The sequence below is a fragment of the Vreelandella titanicae BH1 genome (genome assembly GCF_000336575.1).
Lineage (GTDB): Bacteria > Pseudomonadota > Gammaproteobacteria > Pseudomonadales > Halomonadaceae > Vreelandella > Vreelandella titanicae.
The window spans coordinates 146,558-173,213 of sequence record NZ_AOPO01000004.1; the positions used below are offsets into that span (position 1 = coordinate 146,558).

Annotated in this window: 26 protein-coding genes; 11 read left to right on the forward strand and 15 right to left on the reverse strand. The window is 55.2% G+C overall.

Annotated elements, in window-relative coordinates:
• Window positions 1-172: 172 nt before the first annotated feature.
• Complete coding sequence (locus tag HALTITAN_RS09710; protein WP_009286993.1) at window positions 173-1,159, forward strand: LysR family transcriptional regulator; 987 nt, start codon at window positions 173-175, stop codon at window positions 1,157-1,159.
• 178 nt (window positions 1,160-1,337) lie between these two features.
• Entirely contained in the window at window positions 1,338-2,402 is a 1,065-nt protein-coding gene (gene lipA / locus HALTITAN_RS09715; protein WP_022523163.1) for a lipoyl synthase, read from the forward strand.
• 112 nt (window positions 2,403-2,514) lie between these two features.
• Here lipA and lipB read toward each other — a convergent pair whose 3' ends face one another.
• From lipB to HALTITAN_RS09770, 11 genes are all read right to left on the reverse strand, one after another.
• Complete coding sequence (gene lipB, locus HALTITAN_RS09720) at window positions 2,515-3,177, reverse strand: lipoyl(octanoyl) transferase LipB (protein ID WP_009286994.1); 663 nt, start codon at window positions 3,175-3,177, stop codon at window positions 2,515-2,517.
• A 2-nt stretch (window positions 3,178-3,179) separates the two neighbouring features.
• Complete coding sequence (locus tag HALTITAN_RS09725; protein WP_022523161.1) at window positions 3,180-3,488, reverse strand: HP0495 family protein; 309 nt, start codon at window positions 3,486-3,488, stop codon at window positions 3,180-3,182.
• A gap of 95 nt (window positions 3,489-3,583) precedes the next feature.
• The gene (locus tag HALTITAN_RS09730; RefSeq protein WP_039859097.1) at window positions 3,584-4,798 is read right to left on the reverse strand and encodes a D-alanyl-D-alanine carboxypeptidase family protein; all 1,215 of its coding nucleotides are present in this window, start codon (window positions 4,796-4,798) and stop codon (window positions 3,584-3,586) included.
• A 96-nt stretch (window positions 4,799-4,894) separates the two neighbouring features.
• Window positions 4,895-5,911, reverse strand: coding sequence for a septal ring lytic transglycosylase RlpA family protein (locus HALTITAN_RS09735; RefSeq protein WP_009286995.1), 1,017 nt, complete (start codon window positions 5,909-5,911; stop codon window positions 4,895-4,897).
• The gene (mltB, locus tag HALTITAN_RS09740; protein ID WP_009286996.1) at window positions 5,908-6,969 is read right to left on the reverse strand and encodes a lytic murein transglycosylase B; all 1,062 of its coding nucleotides are present in this window, start codon (window positions 6,967-6,969) and stop codon (window positions 5,908-5,910) included. The genes HALTITAN_RS09735 and mltB overlap by 4 nt, the downstream gene beginning before the upstream one ends.
• A gap of 78 nt (window positions 6,970-7,047) precedes the next feature.
• Window positions 7,048-8,208 (reverse strand): rod shape-determining protein RodA, encoded by a 1,161-nt coding sequence (gene rodA / locus HALTITAN_RS09745; protein WP_009286997.1) that lies wholly within the window; start codon window positions 8,206-8,208, stop codon window positions 7,048-7,050.
• A 3-nt stretch (window positions 8,209-8,211) separates the two neighbouring features.
• A complete protein-coding gene (gene mrdA, locus HALTITAN_RS09750) occupies window positions 8,212-10,119 on the reverse strand; it encodes a penicillin-binding protein 2 (RefSeq protein WP_039859100.1) in 1,908 nt (635 codons plus the stop codon).
• Window positions 10,120-10,207: 88 nt separating this feature from the next.
• Window positions 10,208-10,675 carry a 23S rRNA (pseudouridine(1915)-N(3))-methyltransferase RlmH gene (gene rlmH / locus HALTITAN_RS09755; RefSeq protein ID WP_009286999.1) on the reverse strand — a complete coding sequence of 156 codons (468 nt, stop codon included), beginning with the start codon at window positions 10,673-10,675 and terminating at the stop codon, window positions 10,208-10,210.
• On the reverse strand, window positions 10,672-11,058 hold the full coding sequence (gene rsfS / locus HALTITAN_RS09760; RefSeq protein ID WP_022523156.1) for a ribosome silencing factor: 387 nt from the start codon (window positions 11,056-11,058) through the stop codon (window positions 10,672-10,674). Before rsfS ends, rlmH begins: the two co-directional genes overlap by 4 nt.
• Window positions 11,059-11,136: 78 nt before the next feature.
• On the reverse strand, window positions 11,137-11,796 hold the full coding sequence (gene nadD / locus HALTITAN_RS09765; RefSeq protein ID WP_039859103.1) for a nicotinate-nucleotide adenylyltransferase: 660 nt from the start codon (window positions 11,794-11,796) through the stop codon (window positions 11,137-11,139).
• A 9-nt stretch (window positions 11,797-11,805) separates the two neighbouring features.
• A complete protein-coding gene (locus tag HALTITAN_RS09770; protein WP_022523154.1) occupies window positions 11,806-13,113 on the reverse strand; it encodes a glutamate-5-semialdehyde dehydrogenase in 1,308 nt (435 codons plus the stop codon).
• A gap of 198 nt (window positions 13,114-13,311) precedes the next feature.
• On the opposite strand from HALTITAN_RS09770, the gene HALTITAN_RS09775 reads away from it, so the two are divergent.
• The 3 genes from HALTITAN_RS09775 to HALTITAN_RS09785 are packed head-to-tail and all read left to right on the forward strand — an operon-like array spanning window position 13,312 to window position 16,533.
• A complete protein-coding gene (locus HALTITAN_RS09775) occupies window positions 13,312-14,166 on the forward strand; it encodes a hypothetical protein (protein ID WP_009287000.1) in 855 nt (284 codons plus the stop codon).
• Window positions 14,163-15,092 (forward strand): diguanylate cyclase domain-containing protein, encoded by a 930-nt coding sequence (locus HALTITAN_RS09780; RefSeq protein ID WP_009287001.1) that lies wholly within the window; start codon window positions 14,163-14,165, stop codon window positions 15,090-15,092. The genes HALTITAN_RS09775 and HALTITAN_RS09780 overlap by 4 nt, the downstream gene beginning before the upstream one ends.
• Before the next feature lie 43 nt (window positions 15,093-15,135).
• Complete coding sequence (locus HALTITAN_RS09785; RefSeq protein WP_022523153.1) at window positions 15,136-16,533, forward strand: bifunctional DedA family/phosphatase PAP2 family protein; 1,398 nt, start codon at window positions 15,136-15,138, stop codon at window positions 16,531-16,533.
• 18 nt (window positions 16,534-16,551) lie between these two features.
• Here the strand turns inward: HALTITAN_RS09785 and HALTITAN_RS09790 are convergent, their stop codons facing one another.
• Genes HALTITAN_RS09790 through mpl form a run of 3 tightly spaced genes read right to left on the reverse strand, consistent with a single transcriptional unit; the run spans window position 16,552 to window position 19,214 of the window.
• Window positions 16,552-17,175: a LysE family translocator gene (locus HALTITAN_RS09790; RefSeq protein ID WP_009287002.1), complete on the reverse strand. Its 624-nt coding sequence runs from the start codon at window positions 17,173-17,175 to the stop codon at window positions 16,552-16,554.
• 3 nt (window positions 17,176-17,178) lie between these two features.
• Window positions 17,179-17,823 carry a flavin prenyltransferase UbiX gene (locus HALTITAN_RS09795; protein ID WP_009287003.1) on the reverse strand — a complete coding sequence of 215 codons (645 nt, stop codon included), beginning with the start codon at window positions 17,821-17,823 and terminating at the stop codon, window positions 17,179-17,181.
• Window positions 17,820-19,214, reverse strand: a complete 1,395-nt coding sequence (gene mpl / locus HALTITAN_RS09800; protein WP_009287004.1) for a UDP-N-acetylmuramate:L-alanyl-gamma-D-glutamyl-meso-diaminopimelate ligase — start codon at window positions 19,212-19,214, stop codon at window positions 17,820-17,822. Before mpl ends, HALTITAN_RS09795 begins: the two co-directional genes overlap by 4 nt.
• A gap of 256 nt (window positions 19,215-19,470) precedes the next feature.
• On the opposite strand from mpl, the gene HALTITAN_RS09805 reads away from it, so the two are divergent.
• Entirely contained in the window at window positions 19,471-19,857 is a 387-nt protein-coding gene (locus HALTITAN_RS09805; RefSeq protein WP_022523151.1) for a glutaredoxin family protein, read from the forward strand.
• Window positions 19,858-19,924: 67 nt separating this feature from the next.
• Here HALTITAN_RS09805 and HALTITAN_RS09810 read toward each other — a convergent pair whose 3' ends face one another.
• The gene (locus HALTITAN_RS09810) at window positions 19,925-20,470 is read right to left on the reverse strand and encodes a hypothetical protein (RefSeq protein ID WP_009287005.1); all 546 of its coding nucleotides are present in this window, start codon (window positions 20,468-20,470) and stop codon (window positions 19,925-19,927) included.
• 297 nt (window positions 20,471-20,767) lie between these two features.
• Here HALTITAN_RS09810 and HALTITAN_RS09815 point away from each other — a divergent pair, with 297 nt between their 5' ends.
• From HALTITAN_RS09815 to HALTITAN_RS09835, 5 genes are all read left to right on the forward strand, one after another.
• Window positions 20,768-22,348 carry an ABC transporter substrate-binding protein gene (locus HALTITAN_RS09815; protein ID WP_039859107.1) on the forward strand — a complete coding sequence of 527 codons (1,581 nt, stop codon included), beginning with the start codon at window positions 20,768-20,770 and terminating at the stop codon, window positions 22,346-22,348.
• Between the two features lie 199 nt (window positions 22,349-22,547).
• Window positions 22,548-23,597 carry an ABC transporter permease gene (locus HALTITAN_RS09820; protein WP_039859109.1) on the forward strand — a complete coding sequence of 350 codons (1,050 nt, stop codon included), beginning with the start codon at window positions 22,548-22,550 and terminating at the stop codon, window positions 23,595-23,597.
• Window positions 23,594-24,550, forward strand: coding sequence for an ABC transporter permease (locus HALTITAN_RS09825; RefSeq protein ID WP_009287008.1), 957 nt, complete (start codon window positions 23,594-23,596; stop codon window positions 24,548-24,550). The genes HALTITAN_RS09820 and HALTITAN_RS09825 overlap by 4 nt, the downstream gene beginning before the upstream one ends.
• A 7-nt stretch (window positions 24,551-24,557) precedes the next feature.
• Entirely contained in the window at window positions 24,558-25,574 is a 1,017-nt protein-coding gene (locus HALTITAN_RS09830; protein ID WP_009287009.1) for an ABC transporter ATP-binding protein, read from the forward strand.
• Complete coding sequence (locus tag HALTITAN_RS09835) at window positions 25,571-26,644, forward strand: ABC transporter ATP-binding protein (protein ID WP_039859110.1); 1,074 nt, start codon at window positions 25,571-25,573, stop codon at window positions 26,642-26,644. The genes HALTITAN_RS09830 and HALTITAN_RS09835 overlap by 4 nt, the downstream gene beginning before the upstream one ends.
• The last annotated feature ends 12 nt before the right edge of the window (window positions 26,645-26,656 follow it).

Here is a 26,656-nt window from a genome sequence, read left to right on the forward strand (position 1 = left end):
ATAGTCTAGGCCACTATGCGCACGGCGTCGATCTTTAACCCTGGCAATTACGCCTTATGTGACTAATGAAGTCCTGTTTAGGCAGTCTAAAAGATTCAGTGTTAGCATGCTTTGCCCTGGCGATGAAGCCTGATCTTGATATTAGTTAAAGGGTGCTCACTACGAGGTTTTTATGTCATCCCCCAATCTGCTCAATCGCCTAACATTTCGGCAACTCCAGGTCTTCCAGGCGGTGCATCGGCAGCGCTCCTACTCTCGTGCAGCTGAGCAACTGGGACTGACCCAGCCAGCAGTCAGCGCGCAAATACGGCAGCTTGAGTTGGCACTGGGTCAGCCTCTGTTTAATTATGCGGGTAAAACGCTTCACACGCTTCCCGCCGCCGATACCCTCGCCCACTCAGCGCGCGAAATTTTTGGCCAACTGTCACGGCTGGAAATGAACCTATCGGATATTAACGGCAAAATAAGCGGCGAACTCAACATCGCAGCGGTTTCCTCAGCCCAATATGTGGTGCCTTATTTACTTGCCCGCTTCCGTGCTCACTATCCCGAAGTACATGTCCGCTTAAAGGTATGCAATCGCTGCCAGGCACTCGATCGATTGGCTGAGCAGCAGGACGACTTGGTTATCATGGCCATGGTGCCTGAAGACGATCGCTTGGTAGTGATGCCGATTATTGATAACGAACTGATCGCCGTCGTCTGGCCCGAGCATCCGCTACTTTCGATGCCGCAACCCTCCTTAGCAGACTTTGCGCGCCATTACGTGCTAATGCGCGAACCCGGTTCCGGCGTACGCAACGCTTTTGAGCAGATGGCGGCCAGTCAGCAGGTCGCGCTTCCCCACTGTATTGAGTTAGGTACCAATGAAGCGATTAAAGGGGGCGTCATGGCTCACTTAGGTGTTGCCGTGCTGCCGCGTTTGGCGGTGCAGCTGGAGCTTGAGCAGGGGTTACTGTTTGAGCTGGGGTTGCCCGACTTTCCTATCCACCGCTCTTGGTGCACGGTCTATACGCGGGAGCGCTTACCCACTCCGGTCGCCGAGCTATTTTTGAGTTTCATCCGTGAACACTTACCCGACTATCGCCGTCACTTTCAGGCGCCCGTCAGCCCCTTACCCAGCCATGGGGTAGCCTGTTTGCCGATACTTCCCTCCTGAAGGCGAGTGATGGCTTACGGTGTCTTGTTGGCAGCGAGATATGTTACATTAGCCATCATTAGCGCGATAAAATATTGAGCAAACTTCGTATTAACCAGGTATCAATAGGCAGGCTTGGAACAGGGTTAAACCTTTTTTACGCCTTCGGCCTACCGCACAGAAGAGAGGCTCTGTCACTATGAGCAATAACCCCTCGCAGCGCGTGTCCAGCGGTGAAAAATACCGTAATGAACATGGCATGTCGGTGATCAAGGATGGCATGAAGCAGCGCAAAGCGCAGCCAGAGGCCCCTTCTGTTGAGCTTGAGCGCAAACCCAAGTGGCTGCGAGCACAGATTCCAGGTGGCGAGCGTTTTGAAGCGGTCAAGAAAAACGTCGCGACCCACCGATTAAGCACTGTTTGCGCTGAATCCCACTGCCCCAATATGGGCGAGTGCTGGAGCAACGGCACGGCCACTATCATGCTGATGGGCTCGGTATGTACCCGCGCCTGTCGGTTCTGCGCAGTAGACACCGGCAACCCCCAGGGCTGGCTTGACCACGAAGAGCCTGAAAATACGGCTAAATCTGTAGAGCTCATGGGGCTGCGTTATATCGTACTGACTTCAGTTGACCGTGACGACCTCGACGATGGCGGCGCAACCCACTACGCCAACTGCATTCGCGCGATCAAAGCGCGCACACCCGAGGTGGTAGTCGAAGCCTTGACGCCCGACTTTGATGGTGACCTTGCCGCTATCGAACGCGTCGTCGATTCAGGCCTACAGGTATTTGCCCAAAATGTGGAGACCGTGGAACGCCTGACAGGCCGAGTGCGTGACCGGCGGGCAGGTTACCGCAAAACCCTCGATGTCCTTGCTCATGCCAAGCGCTACCGCCCAGATATCATCACCAAAACCAGCCTGATGCTGGGCTTGGGTGAAACCGACGAAGAGATTTTGCAAACGTTTGATGATTTACGTGAGATCGGCGTCGATATTGTCACGCTTGGCCAGTACCTTCGCCCGACCAAAAACCACCTGTCGGTGGAGCGCTGGGTAACGCCTGAAGAGTTTGATCGCTACCGCGTGATTGGCCTGGAAAAAGGCTTTATGGAAGTGCCCTCTGGCCCGCTGGTACGTTCAAGCTACCGCGCTGATCGCGTGTTTGAGAAAAACAACCTGGGGCTCGCCTCACCTGCCGCGATTCCCGGTCAGGAGCAAGAAGCAAACCCCAATATTATTCCAGCGCTCAACGTAGGATAGGCTTAAATTAAGCGTTCTACGGGGCTTGCTACTATGTATGGAGCGGGTTTTAAGACCCGCTTTATAAGCCTCGTTTTTTTGAACCGTTTTTTTAATAACGGTGACCCAATTTTTACAGTGGCGTGTTCTCGACACTGACCAATTCGCGGTTTAGCCGTTTAGCTAGCGCCTCGGCCAGCTGCTCACCCACCCGATGATCACCTGATAACGAGACGAGGTCAGCCAACTTCGCCATGGGCATACCTGCATAGCCGCAGGGGTTAATGCGCAAAAAAGGCGTCAGGTCACCGTCTACATTCAACGCCACGCCGTGAAAGCTCGCCCCCCGACGAATACGCAGACCCAGTGAGGCAATCTTCGCCTCACCCGCTTCTGTCATCACATAAACCCCTGGAGCATCGGGCCGCGCTCGGGCGCTCACGCCATAGTGGCTCAAGACGTCAATTACGGCATTCTCCAATGCAGTGACTAAATCGCGCACGCCAATTTTTCCCCGCCGTACATCCAGCAGCGGGTACAGCACCACCTGCCCTGGCCCGTGATAAGTGACTTGCCCCCCCCGATCAACGTGCACCACCGGAATATCGCCGGGCAGCAGCAGGTGTTCGGGCTTGCCAGCCTGGCCTTGGGTAAACACCGGGTCATGCTCGACCAACCAGAACTGATCAGGGGTTTGCGCATCCCGTGTATCGGTTAGCGTGCGCATAGCTTCCCACACTGGCAGGTAGGCTTGGTGACCCAAATCGTGCAACTCAATCGGCACGGCGTTTTCCACGGTTACACCACCATATGCACACGGCCAGTAGCCTTGAGGTCGTCGAACAACTCTTTAATATGCTGCTCTCCGGTCGCTCTAATCACCACACGTACCGATTGAAAACGGCCATTGCGGCTATCGACCACCTGCATTGCCGTTGCATCGAAGTCAGGGTCATGGCGCACAATCACCTGGCACACACAGGCAGGAAAGTCTTCGGCCGCATCGCCGACGACTTTTAACGAGTAATCACATGGGAAAGTGATTTTAGGCGGCTCCTGAGCCGCCGGTTGGCGCAAATCACGAAGTCCCGGAGCACCTTTTTTCATAACAAACCTATTTCGTAAAGACTGATTTTCACAAAGACTGGGTTCATCACAGATATACGCTAGAACCCATCAACCTATCGGCTGTAAGTCTATAATCAATCCGTAAAATTACTAATCAGATTACTAAAGAAGCGCTGCACCTGATCGAACAAGCGCTTAAAGAGACCACCCTCTTCGATGTTTTCCAGCGCCACTAAGCGGCGCTCACCGACCACTTCATCACCTAAATGCACTTCCAGCGTACCAACCTCGTCGCCAATGGCAATCGGTGCCTGTAGGTCTGGATTGAGGTTTAGGCGCGCACGCAGCTCTTCGTTGCGGTTGCGTGGCAGGGTCATAAAGACTTCTTCATCGACGCCAACACGCAGCTCATTGATATCGCCGCCCCAAACCCGCGGCGTTGCCAATACGGCACCGCGCTCATAGAGCTTCATGGTTTCGAAAAAGCGGAAACCGTAGCTGAGTAGCTTTTGGGTTTCTTGAGCGCGCGCTTCATCAGAGTTGGTGCCCATCACTACGGAAATCAAGCGCATATCTTCACGCTTAGCTGAAGACACCAGACAGAACCCCGCCTCCGTTGTCCAGCCGGTTTTCAGGCCATCCACCGAAGGGTCACGCCACAGCAAACGGTTGCGGTTGGGCTGATCAATACCGCCATAGGAGAACGTACGATGGGAGTAGATTTCGTAGTGATCAGGGTAATCATTAATAATGTGCCGGGATAAACGCGCCAAGTCATGGGCCGTTGAGTAGTGATTGTCGGCGGGCAAGCCAGTGGCGTTCTGGAAGTTGGTGTTATTCATGCCCAACCGCGTGGCATGCTGATTCATCAGATCGGCAAAGGGCACCTCACCACCCGCCAAATGCTCTGCCATGGCGACACTGGCATCGTTGCCCGACACAATGATGATACCGTGGAGTAAATCATCCACCGAAACCTGATCACCCACCTCAATAAACATTTTCGAGCCGCCGGTGCGCCAGGCATTCTCGCTAATATTAACCATATCAGTGAGCTTAATGGTGCCACGATTGAGCTCACGCTCTACCAAATAGGCGGTCATCAGCTTGGTTAAACTTGCCGGTGGCAGACGCTCATCGGAGTTATGCTCGGCCAAGATACGGCCACTGTTAGCATCCATCAGAATCCACGAACTTGCCGCTAACTGAGGGGCTGAAGGGATAATGGTTTGCGGCTGCGGAATTACCGGCTGAGGCGTTGGCTGGGCACTGGCAGGCACAGCAACCGTCGCCATGGCAGCGAAGAGGCACAGGCGTGCAGAGCGACCAATGGATGTAAACACGTTCATAACGTCAGTCTCACTTACTTGAAAGCTTACTTGAAAAGCTTATTTTAAAAAACGGCGGCGCGTAAGGCGCGCCACCGGAAATAAACAGGGGGTGAATTATCGCACAACAAAGACCTGGGGGAACCCTGCTTGGCGCAGTGTTTCTCGCGCTTGAGGTTCTTGGCTCGGAGCGATGGGCCCCACTTGAACACGATAAACGTCAGCGTCGTTCATAATACGCACCGCATGGGGCTGCTCAACTTGTAAACGCTGCTGCAACTGCTGAGCGCCTTCCGGATTACCCAGTGCCGCGATCTGCAGATACACTGCGTCGCCAGCTTCCCCTTCGTTTGGCGGCTGCGCTGTTTGTGTCTGTGGTGAAGGATCAGCCGCAGATGCAGCAGACGCCGCCGGCGGAACGGGCATAGAAGAAGCATTTGCAGCAACCCGCTGTGCCTCGGCTACGCGAGGCTGGGGGGAAGCGCCGCCACCGCCCTTGCCGTGCTCGGCTAGCCACTGCTCAGGGTTGATCGCTTCCACTTTCACGGAACCGGTACCATTGTCGAGGAAGCCTAGCCGGGCGGCTGCCGCGTAGGAGAGATCGATCTCACGGTCACTGTGGAAGGGGCCACGGTCGTTCACTCGCACAATGACCGATCGCCCATTATCCAGGTTTGTGACTCGCGCAAAGGTGGGTAGAGGCAGCGAACGGTGTGCCGCCGACATCTTATACATGTCGTAGATTTCACCGTTTGAGGTCGCGTAGCCATGGAATTTTTCGCCATACCAGGAGGCCGTACCACGTTTCTCATAACCCGTTGCATCAGGCAGCACTTGATAGGTTTTCCCCCACACTTCATAGCTAGAGCGGTTGCCCGCTCTGGAAGGCTGCTCGATGCGGGGCTCTGCATCAGGCACCTTGGTAACATCCGGCGGCTCGAGCGGATAGGCATCACCACTCATGGCATAGCGGCCACCACTAGTGTTGGCCGCCGTTGAAGCCGGAGCCGCCGCTTGATTCGCGGAACCGGAGGCATCTACCCGCTGATTGTCATTGCTGGCACAGCCGCTGACCAGCGCCAGTAAGGCAATCGCGCCAACCGCCCGCTGGCTAATCCTCAATTTGCTCTTCATCCCTCATCCTCGTGCAGCTCAGCAATCGCTTCTGCCAACTCGGCTACGGCCATGGCATAGAGGTGACTATGGTTGTAGCGGGTAATCACGTAAAAATTATACTCGCCAAACCGGTAACGGGTCTCTCCATTGGCGAACTCAAGCGCCAACGGCACCACTGGCAAATTATCATCAAGTGGCTCGCTGGGCTCAATCCCATGAGTGGCCAACTGAGCAATGCTCACCGCAGGAGGTGAGGTTTGGTTAAATGAGAGTTCCTGGAGTAACTCTACGGGCATTACGTCTGGCCCAGTGGCCTGGTGGTAGATATCAGCTCCCGGCTTCCAGTTATGCTCGGCAAAGTAATTCGCGACGCTGCCAATCGCATCAACCGGGTTCTCCCAAAGATCACGTCGTCCATCGCCATCAAAATCCACGGCATAGGCTTGATAACTGGTGGGAATAAACTGCGGGTAACCCATCGCACCGGCATAGGAACCGCGCAACTCGGTAGGGTCGACCTGCTGTTCGTAGGCAATACGTAAAAAGGCCGCTAGCTCACCGCGAAAAAAAGCCCCCCTTGCCGGATGATGAAACGCCAGTGTGGCTAGCGAATCCAGCACGCGATGCTGGCCTTTATGGCGACCATAGTAAGTTTCAACGCCAATAATAGCGGTAATGATTTCAGCGGGCACACCATAGGTGCTTTCCGCGCGCGCCAAGGCGTCGGCATGAGCATCGATGAACTCCACGCCCTCTTCAATGCGCTGCTGGGTCAGAAAAATAGCACGATATTCGTACCACTTCAGACGCCGCTCAGCAGCTCCTTCCATGGCATCTAATACGCTTTGGGTATAGCTCGCCTGACCCAGTGCTTCTGCCAACCAGTCTTGCGGCAACCCTTGCTCGACCAGCTCTTCCACCAGCGCTTGGCTGTCAGCATTTTGCTGGGGAGCAAAGTGGTGAGGAGTCTCAAACTGAGCCTGCGGTGAAGGCTGATCAGCAAACGCCATGGGGGTCACCCAGCACATCAGCGCGGCCAACACATAGCTGCTCGTCTTCCCTTGAACCTTGTTCATTGGCTCTCCACTCCTGAGCTATTCAATCCTGAATTATCCATTACCGAGCAACATTAGCGTCTGAAGCAGACAGCGTCGCTAGCGCGACAGTAACCGACGATGCGCATGTATCGACATGAGAATACCGAAACCCGCTAACAAGGTCACGCTAGAGGTGCCGCCATAACTAACCAATGGCAGCGGCACCCCCACCACGGGCAAAATGCCACTCACCATGCCCATATTGACGAACACGTAGATAAAAAAAGTTAAAATGATGCTGCCTGCCACCAAACGCCCAAAGGTATCCTGCGCGGAGCTAGCCATCCACAAACCTCGGCTGACAATCAATAGATATAGGAACAGCAGCACAAGCATACCCACCAAACCAAACTCCTCGCCCAGGACGGCAATGATGAAATCGGTGTGTCGCTCAGGTAAAAACTCTAGTTGGGACTGGGTACCCTGCAGCCACCCCTTGCCCCATAGCCCTCCACTACCTATGGCCGTGGTCGACTGAATAATATTCCAGCCTGCCCCCAACGGATCGCTTTCAGGGTTGAGAAACGTCAATACCCGCTGACGCTGGTAGTTATGCATATTCATCCAGAGCAGCGGCACTGCGGCAGCCCCCAGCGCGGTAATAAATCCAATCAAACGCCACGACAAGCCCGCCAGCAGCACGACAATCAGGGCCGCGCTAGATACCAGCAGCGAAGTACCCAAATCAGGTTGGATCGCGGTTAGCACCACAGGCACGCCAATAATGACCCCGCACACGACAATATCGCGCAGGCGGGGCGGTAGTTCGCAGCGATTTAGATAGGCTGCAACCATTAACGGGGCTGCTAACTTCATCATTTCCGATGGCTGAAAACGTATCACACCAGGAATCACTAGCCAGCGCTTCGCCCCCATGCCCACATCACCCACTACATCAACGGCAATCAGCATGGCTACGCCAATGCAATAGGCCAATGGTGCAAAGCGCAAAAAGGTTGAGGGCGAGAACTGGGCAATAATTACCATGCCTACCAGCGCGATAAGAAAACGCACGCCTTGGCCAATCACTGCATCAATAGATTGTCCGGAAGCGCTGTAAAGAACGATTAAGCCGCTCCCCATCAGCAGCAATAGCAAACCTAGCAGCCAAGGGTCGAGATGGATTCGCTCCCAGATACTTTTCCGCCGGGCGATACCACTCTCAGGCGGGCGAACAGGATGGCCACGCATCGAACGGGCTATATAATGCCAAGGCATGGCTTAGTTTCCCTCCACATTGGCATCATCTTCTTCCAACACTTCACGCACTTCCTCTACGTCGGGGGCCTCATCCTCAAGTAACCAGGCATCGGTCATTGCACGGGCCAGATGCGCTGCGTGGGTACTGCCACCACCGGCATTCTCAACAATAACCGAGACGGCAATCTGGGGGTCATCCAACGGCGCAAAGGCCACAAACAGAGCGTGGTCGCGCAGTCGTTCGGCCAGCTCATCGGCGTTGTAGCGCTGATCCTGCCCCAGCGAAAATACTTGTGCGGTGCCTGATTTGCCGCCCATGCGGTACTCAAGGCCCACACCGGTTCGCCGGGCAGTGCCTTCCGTGCCACTAACCACCTTTTCCATGCCGCTGAATACACGATCCCACCAGCTATCATTGGCGAGCACAATATCATCTAACGTATCCGGCAGATCACGCGGCACAGGGGTATCACCAATCTGTCGGGCCAGCCTTGGTTTCACCCAATGGCCCCGATTAGCCAGCGTTGCCGTAGCACTGGCTAGCTGGAGAGGTGTTACCTGCCAATAGCCTTGTCCAATCCCCACCGAGAGGGTTTCCCCGGGATACCAGGGCTGGTTAAAGCGACCACGCTTCCAATCTCGCGAAGGCATCAAAGCACCACTCTCTCCCTGAACGTCATGGGCTACACGCCGGCCAAAGCCAAAATTACTCATTTGATCATGTAAGTCATCAATGCCTAAATCGTGCGCAAGGGTATAAAAATAGGTGTTATTAGATACCGCTAAAGCTCGTTCTAAATCGACCCGCCCGTGCCCCCAACGCAGCCAGTTGCGATAGCGTCGGGAATCATTAGGCAGTTGGTAGTAACCGGGGTCGTTGATGGTGCTGTCTGGAGTGATTACCCCTTCCACCAAACCCGCGAGCGCTAGAAAGGGCTTAATCGTAGAGCCGGGAGGGTAGTGACCACGAGTCGCGCGGTTAAACAGAGGGAGATCCAGGTCTTGCTGCAAATCGCGATAAGACGCAACATCAATACCGGTGACAAACTGGTTACTGTCAAAACCCGGTGTCGATACCATGGCGAGGATCTCGCCAGTGCCCGGCACGATAGCCACAATGGAGCCGCGACGACCATCCAGCAATTCGTAGGCTAGTGTTTGCAGCGACTTATCCAGGGTTAGGGTTAGGTTCTTACCAGGCACCGGATCGGTTCGCCCAAGCTCCCGCAAGACTCGCCCGCGAGCGTTTGTCTCAACTTTGCGCAAGCCTGCCTGACCATGCAGCTCTTCTTCGTAAAAACGCTCAACCCCCGTCTTACCGATAAAATGAGTCCCTGCGTAGCGACCCGCGTCCAGGGTTTCCATCTCTTCGGCGTTAATCCGCCCAACGTAGCCCAGTGTGTGTGCCATGATTTCGGCATCGGGATAGTAGCGCAGCGGCTGAGCCTCTATTTCGACTCCAGGCAGACGATGACGATTAACCGCCAAACGGGCAATTTGTGCTTCGCTTAAGTCACTGGTAAGGAGGGCTGGCTGGAAAGGACGCTGGCGTTGGCGTGAACGCACATTGAACGCCTCGATCTCCTCTTCAGGCAGTTCAAGCAGGTCGACCAATAGTGCTAGGGTTTCATCTAGGTTATCGACACGCTCGCGAACCAGCGTGAGGTTGTAGGTGGGACGGTTTTCAGCCAGCAGCACCCCGTTACGGTCATAGATCAAACCGCGGTTCGGCGGCAGCGGCTCGACGCGAACCCGGTTGTTTTCGGAGCGCGTGCTGTACATATCATGCTGGACGATCTGCAAATAAACCAAGCGACTCGTTAGCAAGCCTGCAAGCGTAAAAACTACTAACACCGCGAGTAGCGCTCTAACACGAAAAATACGCAGTTCTTGCTCGGAGTTTTTTAGCGTGTTGGGGCGCTTGAGCATGGTAACGATGACTCTCAAATCAAACAATCAAATCAAACAAAAGGCGCAGCAGGCCATAACAGTGATCGCTCACCATCTCAGTTAGCCGTCAGCGGTGATAAGGGTGACCTACCAGTAGTGTCCAGGCACGGTAGAGCTGCTCGGCCAGCATAATCCGCACCAGCGGGTGGGGCAGCGTCAGCGGGGAGATCGACCAGGTTTTGTCAGCCGTCGCAGAAAGTGAGGGCTCGAGACCGTCTGGCCCCCCCACAAGCAGGACAATATCTCGCCCGGCCATGCGCCAGGCATCGGCTTCTTGCGCTAACTGTTCGGTGGTCCAAGGCTTACCTTTGACTTCCAGCGCGACTAGATACTCGTCGCCACGCAACTTGTCGCGAATTCGCTGCGCCTCTTGGGCACGCGCCTTCGCGATATCTGCATTTTTGCCACGCTGACCGAGGGCAATTTCTTCTATCTCGAGATTAAAATCTCTCGGCAGCCGCTTGCGGTAAGTATTGACGCCCTCTTCTACCCAGCCAGGCATTTTGCTTCCTACCGCTAACAGCCGGATCTTCATGACATGCCGGCTCGCTCTTGGAAGCGCTCAAGAGAGTCGCCAATGGCACCCGAGTCGCTGGGTAGATCGGCCCACAGCCGCTCTAAGTCATACAGGGTGCGTGCTTCGGGCATCATCACGTGGACAACGACATCCCCCAGGTCGACCAGTACCCAATCGGCGTTATCGCCACCTTCAACGCCCAGCGGGCCAAGCCCTGCAGCCTTGGCTTTTTCCACGACGTTTTGCGCCAGGGCAGCCACATGGCGGGTCGAAGTACCACTGGCAATCAGCATGAGGTCGGTGACCTCGGTTAATTTGGCAACATCCAACTGCGTAATGTCACGTGCTTTCAGTTCTTCTAGCGCGTCAACCGCTAGATTTTTCAATGTATCGATGTGCATGACTCCTAAAGACAACCTTATTGGTTAATCGGTCAATAAAGCCGGCCATTGTAACGGCTTCTTTGATGACTGCCAGCGCTATTCGCGTTGTCGATAAAGTCCGTCCTGCGTAATGGCCAATTCAACGGCTTCTGGCAGTAAATAGCGCACGCTTTTCCCGGCCTCTAAACGCTCGCGGATATACGTTGCCGAGATCGCCATCAGTGATGGCAGTTCCAACGGCAGATAGCCGCCGCAAGGCCGCTGCATCAATGCGTCTACGCTATCGACTCTGCGATGCGCTACCAGTTCCATTAATGATGCCGGTAACGGATCGTCATAGCCCGGTCTGGCAATCACCACTAGATGAGCAAACTCAAACAAGCGCTCCGGCTGTCGCCACTGGGCGAGCCGCAAGAAGGCATCAAAACCAATCGCCATCACCAGACGGGCCTGTTCGCCAACTTCCCCACGCAGCTCAGCCAGTGTATCGACGCTATAAGAGGGGCCGTCACGGCGCAGCTCGCGGTCATCGGCGACCAGCCCAGGCGTCGCACCGATACCCGCTTCTAATAACGCCAATCTCTGTTTCGCCGAGACTTGGGGTCGCCCACGTAGCGGTGGCTGTTGAGCCGGTATCATATGTAGCCGATCAAGCGACAGCGCCTCATGCAACTCTACCGCGCTGCGCAAATGCCCCAGATGAACAGGGTCAAAGGTGCCGCCCAACATGCCGATACGCTGCTCCGTTTGACTCATGCCACCACCCTATTCACGCACCTGGCCATCGCCAAATACAACGTATTTCTGAGTGGTTAGCCCTTCCAAACCGACAGGCCCACGGGCGTGAAGCTTATCGGTTGAAATTCCGATCTCAGCGCCAAGCCCGTACTCAAAACCATCGGCAAAGCGGGTAGAGGCATTCACAATCACCGAACTGGAGTCGACTTCCGCCATAAAGCGGCGTGCGAGTGAATAATCCTGGGTGACAATCGCATCAGTGTGGTGAGAGCCGTACTGTTCAATATGGGCAATCGCTTCATCGATACCATCGACCACTTTGATTGCCAGCACGGGGGCCAAATACTCGGCATACCAATCGGCTTCTTCAGCAGCTGCCGCCTGTGGCAACAATGCCTGCGTACGCTGGCAGCCACGCAGTTCAACTTCATGTTCGGCATAAGCGCGGGCCAGTTCCGGCAGCAGCAGGTCAGCAATCGGCGCATCAACCAGCAACGTTTCCATGGTGTTACAAGTGCCGTAGCGATGAGTTTTCGCATTGACGGCGATGGCTAGCGCTTTGGCGGGATCAGCGGTGGTATCGATATACACATGACAAACACCGTCGAGATGTTTGATAACCGGTACGCGGGCATCACGGCTGATACGCTCAATCAACGACTTTCCACCGCGGGGGATAATCACGTCGACATATTCCGGCATGCTAATCATTTCACCCACCGCCGCGCGATCAGTGGTGGCGACTACCTGCACACTACCCGCTGGCAGGCCTACATCAGCTAACCCCGTTTGGATACAGGCGCTAATGGCGGCATTTGACTGGCTGGCTTCCGACCCGCCGCGCAAAATACAGGCGTTGCCCGACTTCAAACATAGGCTGGCGGCTTCCAGGGTTACATTTGGGCGCGACTCGTAAATAATCCCGATGACGCCCAGCGGGACGCGCATTTTGCCCACTTGGATGCCGCTAGGCCGATAACGCATATCGCCAATTTCGCCCACCGGGTCAGGCAAGCCCGCTACCTGCTGTAGCCCTTCAATCATGGCGTCGATACGCGCGTCGTTCAGAGCTAAGCGATCCAGCAGCGCGCTTTCCAAACCGTTCTCGCGGCCACGCTGTAAATCCTCGGTGTTGGCATCCAGTATTTTGGCTCGCGCCTCGGTCAAGCGCTGCGCCATAGCCATTAGCGCACGGTTTTTCAACCCGGTATCCGCCCGCCGCAGTTCACTGGCGGCACGGCGCGCCGCTTGCCCCAAGGCCTGCATGTAGGCGGGCACATTCCCGGCAATTAAGTGCTGATGGGCCTCGTCTTGGAACGGTGTTGAAGCGCTCATAGTGTCTCCGTACGGAAGGATACTTTAATTTTTTAATTAACCATGTATCGCGTTTTACATGTTTTGCTTATGTTACGTCATTTCATCGTTATACTGGGGACGATTAAGGCACTAATATGTCTCGCGTACATTTATTATCCTACAATTACTTTACTTGATGAGATACATCTGGTCATTCAGGACGAATAGTAAGTCACCATGCAAAGCAAGTACAAAATCCGCCTGCTACGTGCCAATCTTTTAGCTGCTGCCGTCGCTTTGGCACTATGGACACCCGCTACACCCCCTGCTGCTGCCCTAGTGCTGTGGCTATCAGTCGGCTGGTTACTCATCACCGCACTGATGCTTGATTTTAGCCACCGTCGTTCGCGAGGATTGCCATGGCAAATTGTACCGGGTGCACTGCTATTGGGTTTAATTGCCACTGCTCCAGAACGACACGGCATTTTAATCTGGGCGTGGGCCGCAATGCTGATGCTGCCCCAAAACAATGGGGTCGCCGCTTTTAACCTCAGCGCTGCACTGATTAGCGCTGTAATGGTAGCACCTCAATTGGAGGCGTCAGCGCTTGTGCTGCTGATTTGTTCACTGCTGGTGCTTGGTCTGCTGGCCTTATCCAGAGCACAGCAGCTTATTGATATGAACGGTTCCATTCGCCAACGCCTGCGATTGATTCCCGGCCTTAACCTTTGGGCCGGTGAGCAGTTGCTGCGCGATATCGCCCGGGAACAAACGCGCTGCGAGCGTGAAGGCGTTCATGCGGAACTGTTTATTCTGCACGTAAAACGCCACCAACTGTGGCCAATGGCGCAAAAGCTGTGCGAATTAACCTATGATTTTGAAAACGTTTACCGCTTAAGCAGCACAACGCTGGTGACACTCATTCTTGCCCGCTCACCTAGAGAAGCCGCTCAACGACGCAGCCTACTACTCGCCGACTTACCCGACAATATTACCAGTGAACACCTTGAATTAATCGATATCGAACCGGCAACGCTTTCGGTGTTTGAGATCAGCAAACTTCCGGCTGAGCGGGTGCGGGAGACGGTATGATCGAGCACCTCCCCAAACGATTAATGACCCTGGCTTATACTTCCAGTATCGCGTTGATGGTGGGCTACGCGCTATGGCTGTATGCCATGGGTGACTACCGCGACCTGCTGATTCCCACCTTTATGACCCTGCTGCTAATGGCCGCCCTGCTAATGCATATAGGGCAGGGCGTGAAAAGCTACCTGCCGCGCATTATTTTACTCTGCAGTACCTACTCGGTAGTGCTCGGCGCTTTCTATTTTCAGCCGCAGGTATCACCTCTATGGTTAGGCCTGCCGATTACCGCCGCGTTTTTACTGCTACCGCTATGGGCCGCAATGCTGATTAATATTGCCATTGGGCCATTGTGGTGGCTGCTTCCTTCGGTCGCCTCTGCGCCACCGGCGATTATCGTGGGCTATGCTGCTTTAACACTGTTACTTGCCCTCCCCCGCTGGGAGCATGCTCGTCGCCGTGCACTCTTAAGAGCTACCGACCCCAACGACAGCGACTGTGAAGCTTTCCACATGGACACGCTAAAAGAGCGTTTACACAGCGAGTTCCAGCGCGCTGCCATGCTCAATCAGCAACTGGCAGTGCTGGTACTGCATTTACCGCAGTTGGATATGGCAGCAGAGCAGTTTGGCCATCGTGCGCAAACGGCGCTGCTGGGAGCGCTATGCGGTGAAGTGAATAGCCGTTGTCGCGATCATGATGTGCTGGGGCGCGCGGACAGCGCCACTTTTTGGCTGGTTCTACCTGACACTAGTGAAAGCGGCGCTCTGTTGGTACGCGAGCGTTTACAAAGAGCTCTTTCACAGCGTGTACTGGTAGAAACCGGTCAACTGGAAGCGCGCATTGCCGCCTGCTTACCCAGTCGCACCGAGCACTTTGCACACTATGTAAAGCGCCTGGAAACCCGCGGCGCCGCCCTCGCCAACCTCTAGTCTGCCTTTTCAATGTCTCTTATCTGACGCTGGAGTACTCTCCTTGCCGCTAGCCGATCTGCTCCACTCATTAACGCCATCGCCTGCGTTGATCGTCTGTCTGGTGCTGGCGATTTCATTAGTAGAATCACTTGCCTTGATCGGGCTGCTGGTGCCGGGCGTGGTGTTAATCACTACCGCAGCCTCCCTGGCGGGACATCAGGATCTTGGCTTGGCATGGTTAATCGGTGCTGCCTTCATAGGCGCTATTTTAGGCGACGGCGTCAGTTTTTCGCTGGGCTTTAAACATCACGAGCAGGTCACTCAGAGATGGCCCCTTTCCCTGCATCCCGAATGGTTGGGCCGCGGGGCACGGTTCTTTGAGCGCTATGGCATTTGGTCAGTGTTTATCGGCCGCTTTGTCGGTCCAGTGCGACCGATTATTCCCTTGGTAGCAGGCATGATGCGTATGCCACCACGCACCTTTATTTGGGCTAACGTCACTTCTGCAGCACTGTGGGCGCCTGCCTATATACTGCCCGGATATTTGTTGGGGCGTACCTGGCAGCACCATTTGAATCTACCGCCAGGCATAGAGGCTGCGCTGCTTATCCTCGCAGCGATCATTGTCGTGCTCGCGGTGATTTTCTCCTGGGGTCGGCATCAAGCGACACGGCATGGGCGACTTTACCGGGCTATTGCTGTCAGCGTTCGCCGTATGCCGCTACTACGCAGGCCATGGCTGGCCATGAGTCAAACCGGCGATGTCCCCTTGGCTTCACTACTGTTACTGGTCATAGCGCTAGGCAGTCTGTCTGGCTGGACACTGCTGGTCATCGCCCACCATGAACCGCTTGAGATTGATCTGTTCATTCAGCAACTGTTCTCCTGGCTGCAAAGCGATGTTTTGTACCGAGCGGGGAATGTTTTTGCACGCATTGGCGACACCCTAGGCATTATCGCTTTAACACTGCCTTGGGCAGCATGGATGCTGGTGAGCAAGAGATGGGAGGCTTTACTGCACTGGAGTGGCGCCTTTGCCAGCGTCGCCTTGCTAAACACAGTAGGCAAAGGGCTGTTTGGTCGTGCTCGCCCAGAGACACCGGACTACTTAATGGGCTCGTTCTCCTACCCCAGCGCCCACACTTCCACCGCCGTGGTGCTCGTTGGCCTTACAGCGGCGTTCGTTGCGGCCGAGATACCCCGTCAAAAACGCTTTTGGGTGTACTGGATAGCACTAGCGCTTGCGCTGCCCATGGCGCTATCAAGACTGGTGGTGGGCGTGCACTGGTTCAGTGATCTGGTGGGAGGCGCGCTACTCGGCTTGGTCGTTTGCGCACTCACGCTACTTCATTGGCAGCAGCAGTCGCGCCCGTCGATGCGCCCCTGCCCGTGGCTTCTGCTCAGCCTGGCATCGCTAGTGCTTATCAGCGCTCGCGTCGGCTTATTCCCACCGGTTTAGCTTTAAATCGACACCGCTTTACCCCAAGGCAAGCCACAGGCCTACCCCAATCATCAGTGTTCCGGCGATGCGATTCAGGAGCCGGACATTGCCGCTTTTACCGAGCACATTGCGTAGCGTTTTGCCGCCGGTGGCATAGACCAGCATGCTGACAAACTCAATGGTCAAAATGACCGCTATCAGCAGGCTGAGCTGCCCCGGCAATGGGCGACTACTATCCAAAAAAGGCGGCAGCAGCACCATAAAAAATGCCCACCCTTTAGGGTTTGCCACCGCGGTAACAAACCCTTGCATGGCTAACTGCAGGGGGCTAGCGGGTGGACCCGCATCCAGCTCGCTGGGAATCGCCATGCGCCCACGGGAACGCCACATCATAATACCCAAATAACCCAGGTAAGCGCCGCCCACCCACTTAAACAGCACAAACAGCTCTGGCTGACGCAGCATCAACGCAGCTACCCCCGCGCCTGCGGCGGCAGCCACTAAACCAACGCCCAGCAGCTCGCCCACCATCATCCACAGCGTGCGTTTAACGCCTTGGGTCATGCCCAGCACCATGGCGAGGGTCATGCACATACCTGGGGTCAGCGAGACAAACAGAAACGTTGGCACAAAAACCGACAGCGTGGCCCACGACATCATAGATCACTCATCCTTATCTCCAACCTCTCCCCAGCGAGGCACCAGCGAATGCTCGATTCCCAACTGGTTAAGAATACGCGCGACAATAAAATCAATCAGATCATCAATGGTTTGTGGACAGTGATAAAATCCTGGGGCTGCCGGTAAGATGACCACTCCCAAGCGACTCAATGTCAGCATGTGCTCCAAGTGAATCGGCGAAAACGGGCTTTCTCGTGGCACCAGCACCAACGTTCGGCGCTCTTTAATCGCCACGTCCGCCGCCCGCTCAATCAGGTTATTGCTAGCCCCCGTTGCGACGGCAGAAAGCGTGCCGGTAGAGCACGGGCACACCACCATGGTGGAGGGCGCGCCAGAGCCTGATGCCACCGGCGCCATCCAGTCTTCGCGGCCAAAGCAGCGGATCTGACCAGGCTGTGCCCCACTGCGCTCACTCAGCGCCTCGGCTAAACGCTGGGGCTGGGCGGGTAGCTCAATATCTGTTTCTGTGGCGATGACCATGTGCGCAGCTTTCGAAATCATGACCCACACTTCATGGCCTGCGGCGACTAGTACATCGATCAAGCGCAAACCGTATTGAGCCCCGGATGCGCCGGTGAGTGCCACGGTAATCGGTTTTTTGAACGATGCGTCGGCTCTATCTGTCACGCATTCCCCTCCTTGGCTGCGGCTAATGCGGCGAGCAAGCGTTCATGCACGCCCTCAAAGCCACCGTTGGACATCACCACAATGCGATCCAACGGTGACGCTTGAGTGACCACTGCTGCCACCAGCGTATCAATATCGCTAAACAGCTGGGCATGCGCACCTTGCGTGGCAACCAGCTCGTCCATCGACCAGTCAAGCCCGGCAGGCTGAAACCAAAACACGCCATCAGCGTCAGCCACGCTCTCAATTAACCGCTCGCGCAGTGCACCTAAACGCATAGTGTTGGAGCGCGGCTCAATGACCGCCAGCAAGCGCCCCTTCGTGGTTGCAGCTCGTAGCCCTTTAAGCGTGGCGGCAATTGCCGTGGGATGGTGGGCAAAATCATCGATTACCTGAATGCCATTAATCTCACCGCGCACCTCTTGACGCCTTCTGGGTGTTTCAAAGCGCGCTAGCGCCGCACAGCCACGGGCTAGATCAACCCCACACAAATGCGCCGCTGCCAGCGCTGCCAGCGCATTGCGTGCGTTATGCTCGCCGGTAAGCGCCCACTCAACGACTCCGTCTTCATCCAGGCCGGGCTCGCCACCGCTATAAATCACCTGGAAGCGACTGGCATCGGCGCGCTCTAGTTTAAGCTGCCATTCGCTCGCGGCCTGATCGCCAAAATGCGCTACCGGCGTCCAGGTGCCCTGGCTCAGCACACGTTCAAGGGCAGGCTGCTCATCAGCAACTAATAAGTGGCCACGACTAGGCACGGTGCGCACCAGGTGATGGAACTGGCGCTCGATGGCTGCCAAGTCGGGGAAGATATCGGCGTGGTCAAACTCAAGATTGTTGAGGATGGCGATATGCGGACGATAATGAACAAACTTGGAACGCTTATCGAAGAAAGCCGTGTCGTACTCATCAGCTTCCACCACGAACGGCGCCTGCGGATCACCCAAACGCGCCGATACGCCAAAATTACGTGGCACGCCACCGATTAAAAACCCCGGCGCTAAGCCGGCACTCTCTAAAAGCCAGGCTAATACACTGGCGGTGGTGGTTTTACCATGGGTACCTGCCACGGCAATGACGCGTCGGCCGGGCAGCACGTGCTCCGCCAACCACTGCGCCCCCGAGGTATACGGCAGGCCGCTATTGAGTAACGCTTCAACCTCTTCATTGCCCCGTGACAAGGCATTGCCCACCACGACAAGATCCGGCGCTGGCGACAGATGCTCGGCGTGGTAGCCCTCCATTAAGGTGATGCCCGCATCAACCAACTGGGTGCTCATGGGTGGGTAAACATTCTGATCGGAGCCACTCACCTGGTGCCCCATTTCACGCGCCAGCAGTGCCAGGCTACCCATAAAGGTGCCGCAGATACCCATAATATGCAGATGCATGGCTCTCGCCCCGTTAATCGCCCGTAAACCAATTCACTAAAAGCCAAAAAATGGCGTAAAAATAGCCAAGTAGCCTAGCATGTTGAGGCTATTTGCTCATCTATTCATCGCCATAAACGCTGACAAAGCACCACTCAAGTGACAAATCTCTTTAGTTGTTGCAGGATGCGGCCACTGTTTACTTATGATGACTACCCCTTTCTTCCCACTTGTCACGCTGATGTAAGCCAACATCTCAGCACAGGAGCCTTTTTCGATGCGCATTTTAATTCGCTATTTCTTTCGTGGTCTTCGCTTGGTGCTCGCCCCGGTCATGCTGATTTCCGAGAAGCTTTCCACGCCTAAGTCAGTAGAGCGTACGCCTGAAGAACAAGCCAAGGTGGATCAAGCGTGCCAGAACCTTGCGCTGTACCAATTTCGCACCTGCCCTTTCTGCATCAAGGTGCGCAAAGAGATAGCGCGGCTGGGTTTAAACATTGAGGTACGTGATGCTCAACTTGATCCTGCCCATAAGCAGGCGCTCTTGGAAGGGGGTGGCAAAGTCAAAGTGCCCTGCTTGAGAATCACCCACGACGATGGGCGTGAAGAGTGGATGTACGAATCTGACACTATTAATGCCTGGCTGCACCAGCAGTTCGGTTAAGCGCTTTTGATGGACATGGATAGCCACTGAGGTCTTGTCACCAGGTCGGCAAACGTCGACCTGGGCATTAGAACTCTACTTTTTGCGCCTCTACATCGAACACCACGTCGATCTCAATGCCCTCTTCCTGGCTTGGCGGTTCACCTAGCTCGACTTGCAGTCCCAGCGCCCCCTCAATTTTCCCAGCTACGCGAACCGTTTGGCTGGTACGGTCATAGTGAGTCAGTGTTACTACTACTTCCCCCCCTTCAGAGGTGAACAGCGGCGGGGCAATAGAAGCCCCAATGGAATAAATAACCACTGCATTGATCAACTGCCCTTCGTTCACGGTCAGGCTAATAGAGAGCGCCTCCTCGCCGTCCCACTTCTCATCGTCAACAGAGCCAGCGATATCAATATTGATATCGTCGCCTAGCTCTACGAATGAGGCATTTGAGTCATTACCATGGCGTAAAATAAACCACTCCCGCAACTCATCATCCAACGACCCTGCTATTTCAGGCGCCGCGCGCTCAGAGCCACCTTGAGGAGGACTTTGCCCCACAGGCTCAGTGGCAAAACCAGTGATAGGTAGCCAAACCCCCATCAACGCTATCCCAATTTTTTTCCACATAAGATTTTCCGCCCTATTATGTGTCGCTTTTCGCTTACTACTTTCGTCTTAAAACAAGCCTTCAGCATGCCGCTATTAGCCCCATCATTCAGTAGACGAATGATGCCTGTCATTATTTCGATTGTATGACGCGATAGGCACTCTCTATGTTGTAAGCCTAGGTTGTGCGCTTGTGTTGTAAATAGGCTTAACAACTGACCGTGTCTGTTTTGCCGACGCTTTCCTGGCGGGAAGGGTGCTTCTAGCCAAGAAAACGGCGGTAAAACGAAAAATAAACAATGATTTAAGGGAACGATGATGACGCTCAAGAAAACCTTACTGGCTTCCGTTATTGGTGCAGTGGTTGCGGGTACGACGTTACTACCGATGACCGCAAGTGCTGAAACGCTGCGTATTGGCTACTCCGCCGACCCTGAAACCCTCGATATCCACGAGCAGCTTTCTGGCGGCGTCTTGCGCTTTTCTCATATGGCATTTGATCCGCTGGTGCGCTGGACAAAAGATTTTGAGTTTGAGCCGCGCTTAGCCACCGAGTGGGAGCAGGTCGACGAAACCACCATGCGCATGACCTTGCGTGAAGGCGTTACCTTCCACTCAGGTAACGAATTCACCGCCAAAGACGTGGTATGGACCATTGAGCGTCTGAAAGAGAGCCCTGACTATCGCGCTATTTTTGAGCCGGTTGCCAGCGCCGAAGCCGTTGATGACTACACCGTTGAAATTGTCACCACCGAACCTTACCCGCTGCTACTCAACCTGGCTACCTACATCTTCCCGATGGATAGCGAGTTCTATAGCGGTGAAACCGAGGGCGGCAACGACAAAGGTGAGATCGTTAAAGCTGGCAACTCCTTTGCTTCGCGCAATGTTTCCGGTACTGGTCCGTTCATGGTGACTGACCGCCGTCAGGGTGTACGGGTAGATTTTGAGCGCTTCGAAGACTACTGGGATACCGAAAGCGAAGGCAATGTCTCTAATATCGTGCTGACACCCATCGCTGAGAACGCCTCACGGGTTGCCGCCCTGCTCTCTGGCGGTGTCGACTTTATTGATGCCGTGCCTCCCAACGATTTGGATCGCGTACGCGAGGCCGACGGCGTTAATCTGGTTGAGGTTGACGGTACGCGTATCATTGGCTTCCAAATGAACGAAGACCGCGTTGAAGCCTTCCAGGATGCCCGCGTTCGCCAAGCGGTTGATCTGGCTATTAACCAGGAAGGCATTGCCGACCGCTTAATGCGCGGCTTCGCGACGCCCGCCGGACAGATATCACCCAAAGGTTACTCCGGTCACAACCCAGACTTAACGCCACGCTACGATATTGAACGCGCCAAAGAGCTAATGGCCGAAGCGGGCTACGCAGACGGCTTCAGCGTTGAAATGATTGCCCCCAACAATCGCTACGTAAACGATGCCCAGATCGCCCAAGCGGTCGCCAATATGCTGGCACAAATCAATATTGACGTTGACCTGCGTACCATGCCCCTGGCGCAGTACTGGCCTGAGTACGATACCCGCCAATCGGATATGGCGATGATCGGCTGGCACGCGGATACCGAAGATACCGCTAACTTCTTCCAGTATCTAACCTTCTGCTTCGATGAAGAGACCGGTGCTGGCCAATACAACTACGGTGGCTACTGCAACGAAGAGATCGACGCACTCGTCACCGAAGCCGATAGTGAAACCGATTTGGAAAAACGCAACGAAATGCTGCGCGAAGCCGAAGCCATGCTCTATGAAGACGTCGGCTATATCACACTGCACTGGCAGAACCTTGCTTACGCGGCCGCTGAAGGGGTTGAGATTGAGCCTGTAGTCAACGCCCTTGACTTCCCCTACCTGGGTGACTTGGTCATTAATCGCAGCGACGATTAAGCGCTCACAGCGCTGATTGATTAAATGCCTAGAAAAGAGTCACTACAGCGTTAACAGCCAACAAGTAAACCGCAAGGATGCTTCGCTCCCTAAGCGTTTAGGGGGCGAAGCCTTTTAGCTGGCAGTTCGCGTCTGTGAGAACTCTGCATAACATGCCCCTACTCCCTTTGATGAACCCCTCATATAGGTGGCGTACGCCATGATTGCCTTTTTAATCAAGCGGCTGATGCACGCGATTTTGGTGATGTTTGTCATCAGCGTGCTGGCCTTCGCCATTCAGGATAACCTGGGTGACCCCATACAGCAGATGGTTGGCCAGTCAGTGCCGGAGAGCGAGCGTGAAGAGATTCGCGAGCGCTTTGGCCTCAATGACCCCTTCCTGGTGCAGTACGCTCGTTTTGCTAAAAACGCCGTTCAAGGCGATTTCGGCTACTCGTACTTTTATCGCGAACCGGCGTTAGAAGTAATTGCTCGCCACTTACCCGCCACCCTGGAGCTGGTATTTGCCGCGACGCTGATTATTGTGCTGCTTTCGGTACCCATTGGGGTATATAGCGCCATCAAACCGCGCTCACCGATTTCACGCCTGTTTATGGGTATATCGATTATCGGTATCTCAATTCCAGTGTTCTTGACCGCAATCGTACTGATTCAAATCTTCGCCATCGGCGTCACTGTCACACTGTTCCCCGAAAGTACCGGCTGGGGCGCATGGCTGAATGACTTCTTCTCCACCGAAGGCAATATGCCCTCCTTCGGCCGTGGTTATGATCTCGTTAACGTGGTGGGCAACTGGGACACCAACCTGGCAACTTGGAACGGTTTACAGCATCTAGTGCTGCCGGCGGTCTCACTGGCCTCCATTATGCTACCGCTGTTTATCCGTCTGATTCGCGCCGAAATGATGGAAGTCCTGCAGTCAGAGTACGTCAAGTATGCCCGCGCTAAAGGCATCTCTATGCGCCGGGTCTATTTCGTTCACGCCCTTAAAAACACCATGCTACCAGTGATTACCGTGGGCGGCGTACAGATCGGCACCATGGTGGCCTACACCATTTTGACCGAGACTGTTTTCCAATGGCCGGGCATGGGTTTGATGTTTTTGGATGCGATCAACCGCGCCGATATACCGCTGATTGTGACCTACCTGATGATCGTCGGCGTGATCTTTGTCGTCACTAACACCATCGTGGATCTCATCTACGGCATGGTGAACCCCACCGTTAAACTGACTGGGAAGCCCGCATGAGTACCACCAACAATTCCTCCCCAGCGAGCGCCTCACCCAGCCGCTGGGAACGCCTGCGCGACTCCTATATATGGTACAGCTTCAAGCGTGACCGCACCGCCCAGCTCTGCTTGGCTGTGTTTATCTGCATGGTTATCGCCGCCTTTGCCTCACCGCTGCTGGCGCCCACGAACCCTTACGACCTATCCCAGATAGACATTATGTCATCTGAACTGCCGCCCTTCTGGATTGACGGTGCCGATGAGCGTTACGCGCTAGGTACCGATGCCCAGGGGCGCGACTTATGGTCGATTGTGCTGTATGGCACCCGCGTATCGCTGCTGATTGGTTTCGGTGCGGTTATTTTGCAGGCGCTGCTAGGGGTCACCTTCGGCCTAATGGCGGGCTACCTGGGCGGCCGTGTCGATACGATTTTGATGCGCCTGGCAGACATTCAGCTGTCATTCTCGACACTTATGGTCGCTATCGTGGTGGGCGCTTTGGTCAAAGCGACCATGGGTAGCGCCTTCTATAGCCAGTACGCGGTGATGATGCTGATTCTGATTATCGGCCTGGCCGAATGGCCCCAGTATGCCCGTACCGTGCGCGCCTCAGTGTTGGCAGAGAAAAACAAAGAGTACGTTGATGCCGCCCGCGTGATGGGCCTACGCAGCAAACGGATTATGTTCCGCCACGTGCTGCCCAACACCATGTCACCGATATTCGTTATCTCTACCGTGCAGATCGCCAACGCGATTATCTCTGAAGCGGCGCTGTCGTTTCTGGGACTGGGGATGCCAGAGACCCACCCCTCGCTTGGCTCACTGATCAAATCGGGCTTTGATTACATCCAGTCCGGCTCCTGGTGGATCACCTTGATTCCGGGCGCAGTTCTGGTGGTACTGGTGCTGTCGATCAATCTACTCGGCGATTGGCTGCGTGATGTCATGAACCCACGACTCTACAAAGGCTGAGGACACCATGGCACTACTTGAAGTCAACAATCTCGATGTACGCTTTGCGCTGCGCCAGGGTGAAGTGCACGCCCTGCGTGATATCTGTTTCAGCCTTGAGCGCGGTGAGCGCCTGGGTATTGTCGGTGAGTCCGGCGCAGGCAAGTCGGTTGCCGCGTTTTCGCTGCTCAACTTGATCGCCAAACCGGGCTTTATCGCCGGCGGCACGGTGACGTTTGACGGTCAGGTGCTTAACCGCATGTCTGAGCGTGGCCTACGTAAAGTACGCGGCAACCGCGTTTCGATGATCTTTCAAGACCCAATGATGACGCTTAATCCGGTGCTCTCCATTGGCGAGCAGATGGTCGAGTGTTTAAAAGCGCACCGGCGCATCTCCTCCAAAGAGGCCCGCGCGATCGCCCTGGACAAACTCCAACAGGTGCAAATCCCTTCGCCGGAAACGCGCCTGGATCAGTACCCTCACGAGCTTTCAGGCGGTATGCGCCAGCGGATTATTATCGCCATTGCGCTGCTGCTTGACCCGGACATTATCATTGCCGACGAGCCTACTACGGCTCTTGATGTGACCATTCAAGCCGAGATCATGGCGCTGCTACTTGATCTCTGCGAGCAGCACAATGTGGGGCTTATTCTGATCACCCACGACCTGGGCGTGGTCAGCCAGGTCACCCAGCGCATGCTGGTCATGTACGCTGGCCGAGTCATTGAGCAAGGGCCAACACGGGAGATTATCAACGACCCGCAGCACCCTTACACCCAGGGGTTAATCAACGCCCTGCCTCAGATGGCAACGCCGGGTGAAAAGCTCAATCAGATTCGCGGCAGCATGCCGTCACTCTCTAACCTGCCCAGCGGCTGCGCGTTTCATCCGCGCTGCGATTTTATCAATCGTGCCGATGGCCAGCCCCGCCCCGCCTGCACCCAGCAGGTGCCTGAATTTGTCGAATCCGGCAATTGCCGTGTGGCGTGTCATATGGTCGCTGAAATGCTCGAAGATCGCCGTTTGAAAGAGGAAACCTCATGAGTGCGCACGCTGAGGCTATAACGGACAGCCATAATCCTACTCCACGTCAGAACGAACAGAGCGCTGATTCGCTACTGCAGATTCGCGATCTAAAAAAGCGCTTCTCGCTCTCTGGGGATTTTCTCGATCAGCTGCGCTTTAAGGGCGGTAAGCTGGTTCGCCACCAAGAGCACGTTCACGCCATTAATGGTGTGAATCTGGATATCAAACGCGGTGAAGCGCTGTGCGTGGTCGGTGAGTCGGGCTGCGGTAAGTCCACCGTGGCGCGAACTGTCATGGGGCTGCTGACCCCAACAGAGGGTGAGATTCGCTACGACGGCAACCGCATCGATAACTTAAGCTCGCGCCAACTGCTGCCGTATCGCAAGCGGATGCAGATGATCTTCCAGAACCCTTATGCGTCGCTCAACCCGCGCATGACTATTCAGCAAACCCTGGAAGAACCGCTACGCCTGCACCACCCTGATTGGAAGCGGCCGCAAATTCTCGACAAGGTAGAGGAAGTGATGCGCTCAGTGGGCATCGACCCGGACTGGGGCAAACGCTTTGGCCACGAGTTCTCCGGCGGCCAGCGGCAGCGTATTGCCATTGCCCGCGCCCTGGCCGTTGACCCTGAGTTCATCGTTGCCGACGAGCCTATCTCCGCACTGGACGTCTCGATTCAAGCCCAGGTGCTCAACCTGCTGATGGAAGCCCAGCAAGAGCGCAATCTGACCTACCTGTTCATTACTCACGACCTAGCCGTCGTGGAGCACTTTGGCACCCGCGTGGCGGTGATGTACTTAGGCACGGTGTGTGAAGTTGCCACCACCGCGACACTGTTCGATAAGCCGCGCCACCCCTATACCCACGCGCTGCTCTCGGCCATTCCACGTTTGAAGGATGACCGGCCCCAGCATATTCGTCTCACCGGCGAAGTGCCGACCCCAGTTAACCTGCCTAGCGGCTGCGTGTTTCATGGCCGCTGCCCCCATGCCAATGCGCGCTGTAAGCAAGAGATCCCCTTGCTGCAAACACAGGATGACGGAACCCGAGTGGCGTGCCACGCTGTTGAGGAGGGACGCCTATGAAGCGGGCGTCGT

Excerpts from the sequence above, each read along its gene's own strand:
- HALTITAN_RS09710 (WP_009286993.1), top strand. The coding sequence starts at position 173 with ATGTCATCCCCCAATCTGCTCAATCGCCTAACATTTCGGCAACTCCAG.
- lipA (WP_022523163.1), top strand. The coding sequence starts at position 1,338 with ATGAGCAATAACCCCTCGCAGCGCGTGTCCAGCGGTGAAAAATACCGT.
- HALTITAN_RS09725 (WP_022523161.1), bottom strand. The coding sequence starts at position 3,488 with ATGAAAAAAGGTGCTCCGGGACTTCGTGATTTGCGCCAACCGGCGGCT.
- HALTITAN_RS09730 (WP_039859097.1), bottom strand. The coding sequence starts at position 4,798 with ATGAACGTGTTTACATCCATTGGTCGCTCTGCACGCCTGTGCCTCTTC.
- HALTITAN_RS09735 (WP_009286995.1), bottom strand. The coding sequence starts at position 5,911 with ATGAAGAGCAAATTGAGGATTAGCCAGCGGGCGGTTGGCGCGATTGCC.
- mltB (WP_009286996.1), bottom strand. The coding sequence starts at position 6,969 with ATGAACAAGGTTCAAGGGAAGACGAGCAGCTATGTGTTGGCCGCGCTG.
- rodA (WP_009286997.1), bottom strand. The coding sequence starts at position 8,208 with ATGCCTTGGCATTATATAGCCCGTTCGATGCGTGGCCATCCTGTTCGC.
- mrdA (WP_039859100.1), bottom strand. The coding sequence starts at position 10,119 with ATGCTCAAGCGCCCCAACACGCTAAAAAACTCCGAGCAAGAACTGCGT.
- rlmH (WP_009286999.1), bottom strand. The coding sequence starts at position 10,675 with ATGAAGATCCGGCTGTTAGCGGTAGGAAGCAAAATGCCTGGCTGGGTA.
- rsfS (WP_022523156.1), bottom strand. The coding sequence starts at position 11,058 with ATGCACATCGATACATTGAAAAATCTAGCGGTTGACGCGCTAGAAGAA.
- nadD (WP_039859103.1), bottom strand. The coding sequence starts at position 11,796 with ATGAGTCAAACGGAGCAGCGTATCGGCATGTTGGGCGGCACCTTTGAC.
- HALTITAN_RS09770 (WP_022523154.1), bottom strand. The coding sequence starts at position 13,113 with ATGAGCGCTTCAACACCGTTCCAAGACGAGGCCCATCAGCACTTAATT.
- HALTITAN_RS09775 (WP_009287000.1), top strand. The coding sequence starts at position 13,312 with ATGCAAAGCAAGTACAAAATCCGCCTGCTACGTGCCAATCTTTTAGCT.
- HALTITAN_RS09780 (WP_009287001.1), top strand. The coding sequence starts at position 14,163 with ATGATCGAGCACCTCCCCAAACGATTAATGACCCTGGCTTATACTTCC.
- HALTITAN_RS09790 (WP_009287002.1), bottom strand. The coding sequence starts at position 17,175 with ATGATGTCGTGGGCCACGCTGTCGGTTTTTGTGCCAACGTTTCTGTTT.
- mpl (WP_009287004.1), bottom strand. The coding sequence starts at position 19,214 with ATGCATCTGCATATTATGGGTATCTGCGGCACCTTTATGGGTAGCCTG.
- HALTITAN_RS09805 (WP_022523151.1), top strand. The coding sequence starts at position 19,471 with ATGCGCATTTTAATTCGCTATTTCTTTCGTGGTCTTCGCTTGGTGCTC.
- HALTITAN_RS09810 (WP_009287005.1), bottom strand. The coding sequence starts at position 20,470 with ATGTGGAAAAAAATTGGGATAGCGTTGATGGGGGTTTGGCTACCTATC.
- HALTITAN_RS09815 (WP_039859107.1), top strand. The coding sequence starts at position 20,768 with ATGACGCTCAAGAAAACCTTACTGGCTTCCGTTATTGGTGCAGTGGTT.
- HALTITAN_RS09820 (WP_039859109.1), top strand. The coding sequence starts at position 22,548 with ATGATTGCCTTTTTAATCAAGCGGCTGATGCACGCGATTTTGGTGATG.
- HALTITAN_RS09825 (WP_009287008.1), top strand. The coding sequence starts at position 23,594 with ATGAGTACCACCAACAATTCCTCCCCAGCGAGCGCCTCACCCAGCCGC.
- HALTITAN_RS09830 (WP_009287009.1), top strand. The coding sequence starts at position 24,558 with ATGGCACTACTTGAAGTCAACAATCTCGATGTACGCTTTGCGCTGCGC.
- HALTITAN_RS09835 (WP_039859110.1), top strand. The coding sequence starts at position 25,571 with ATGAGTGCGCACGCTGAGGCTATAACGGACAGCCATAATCCTACTCCA.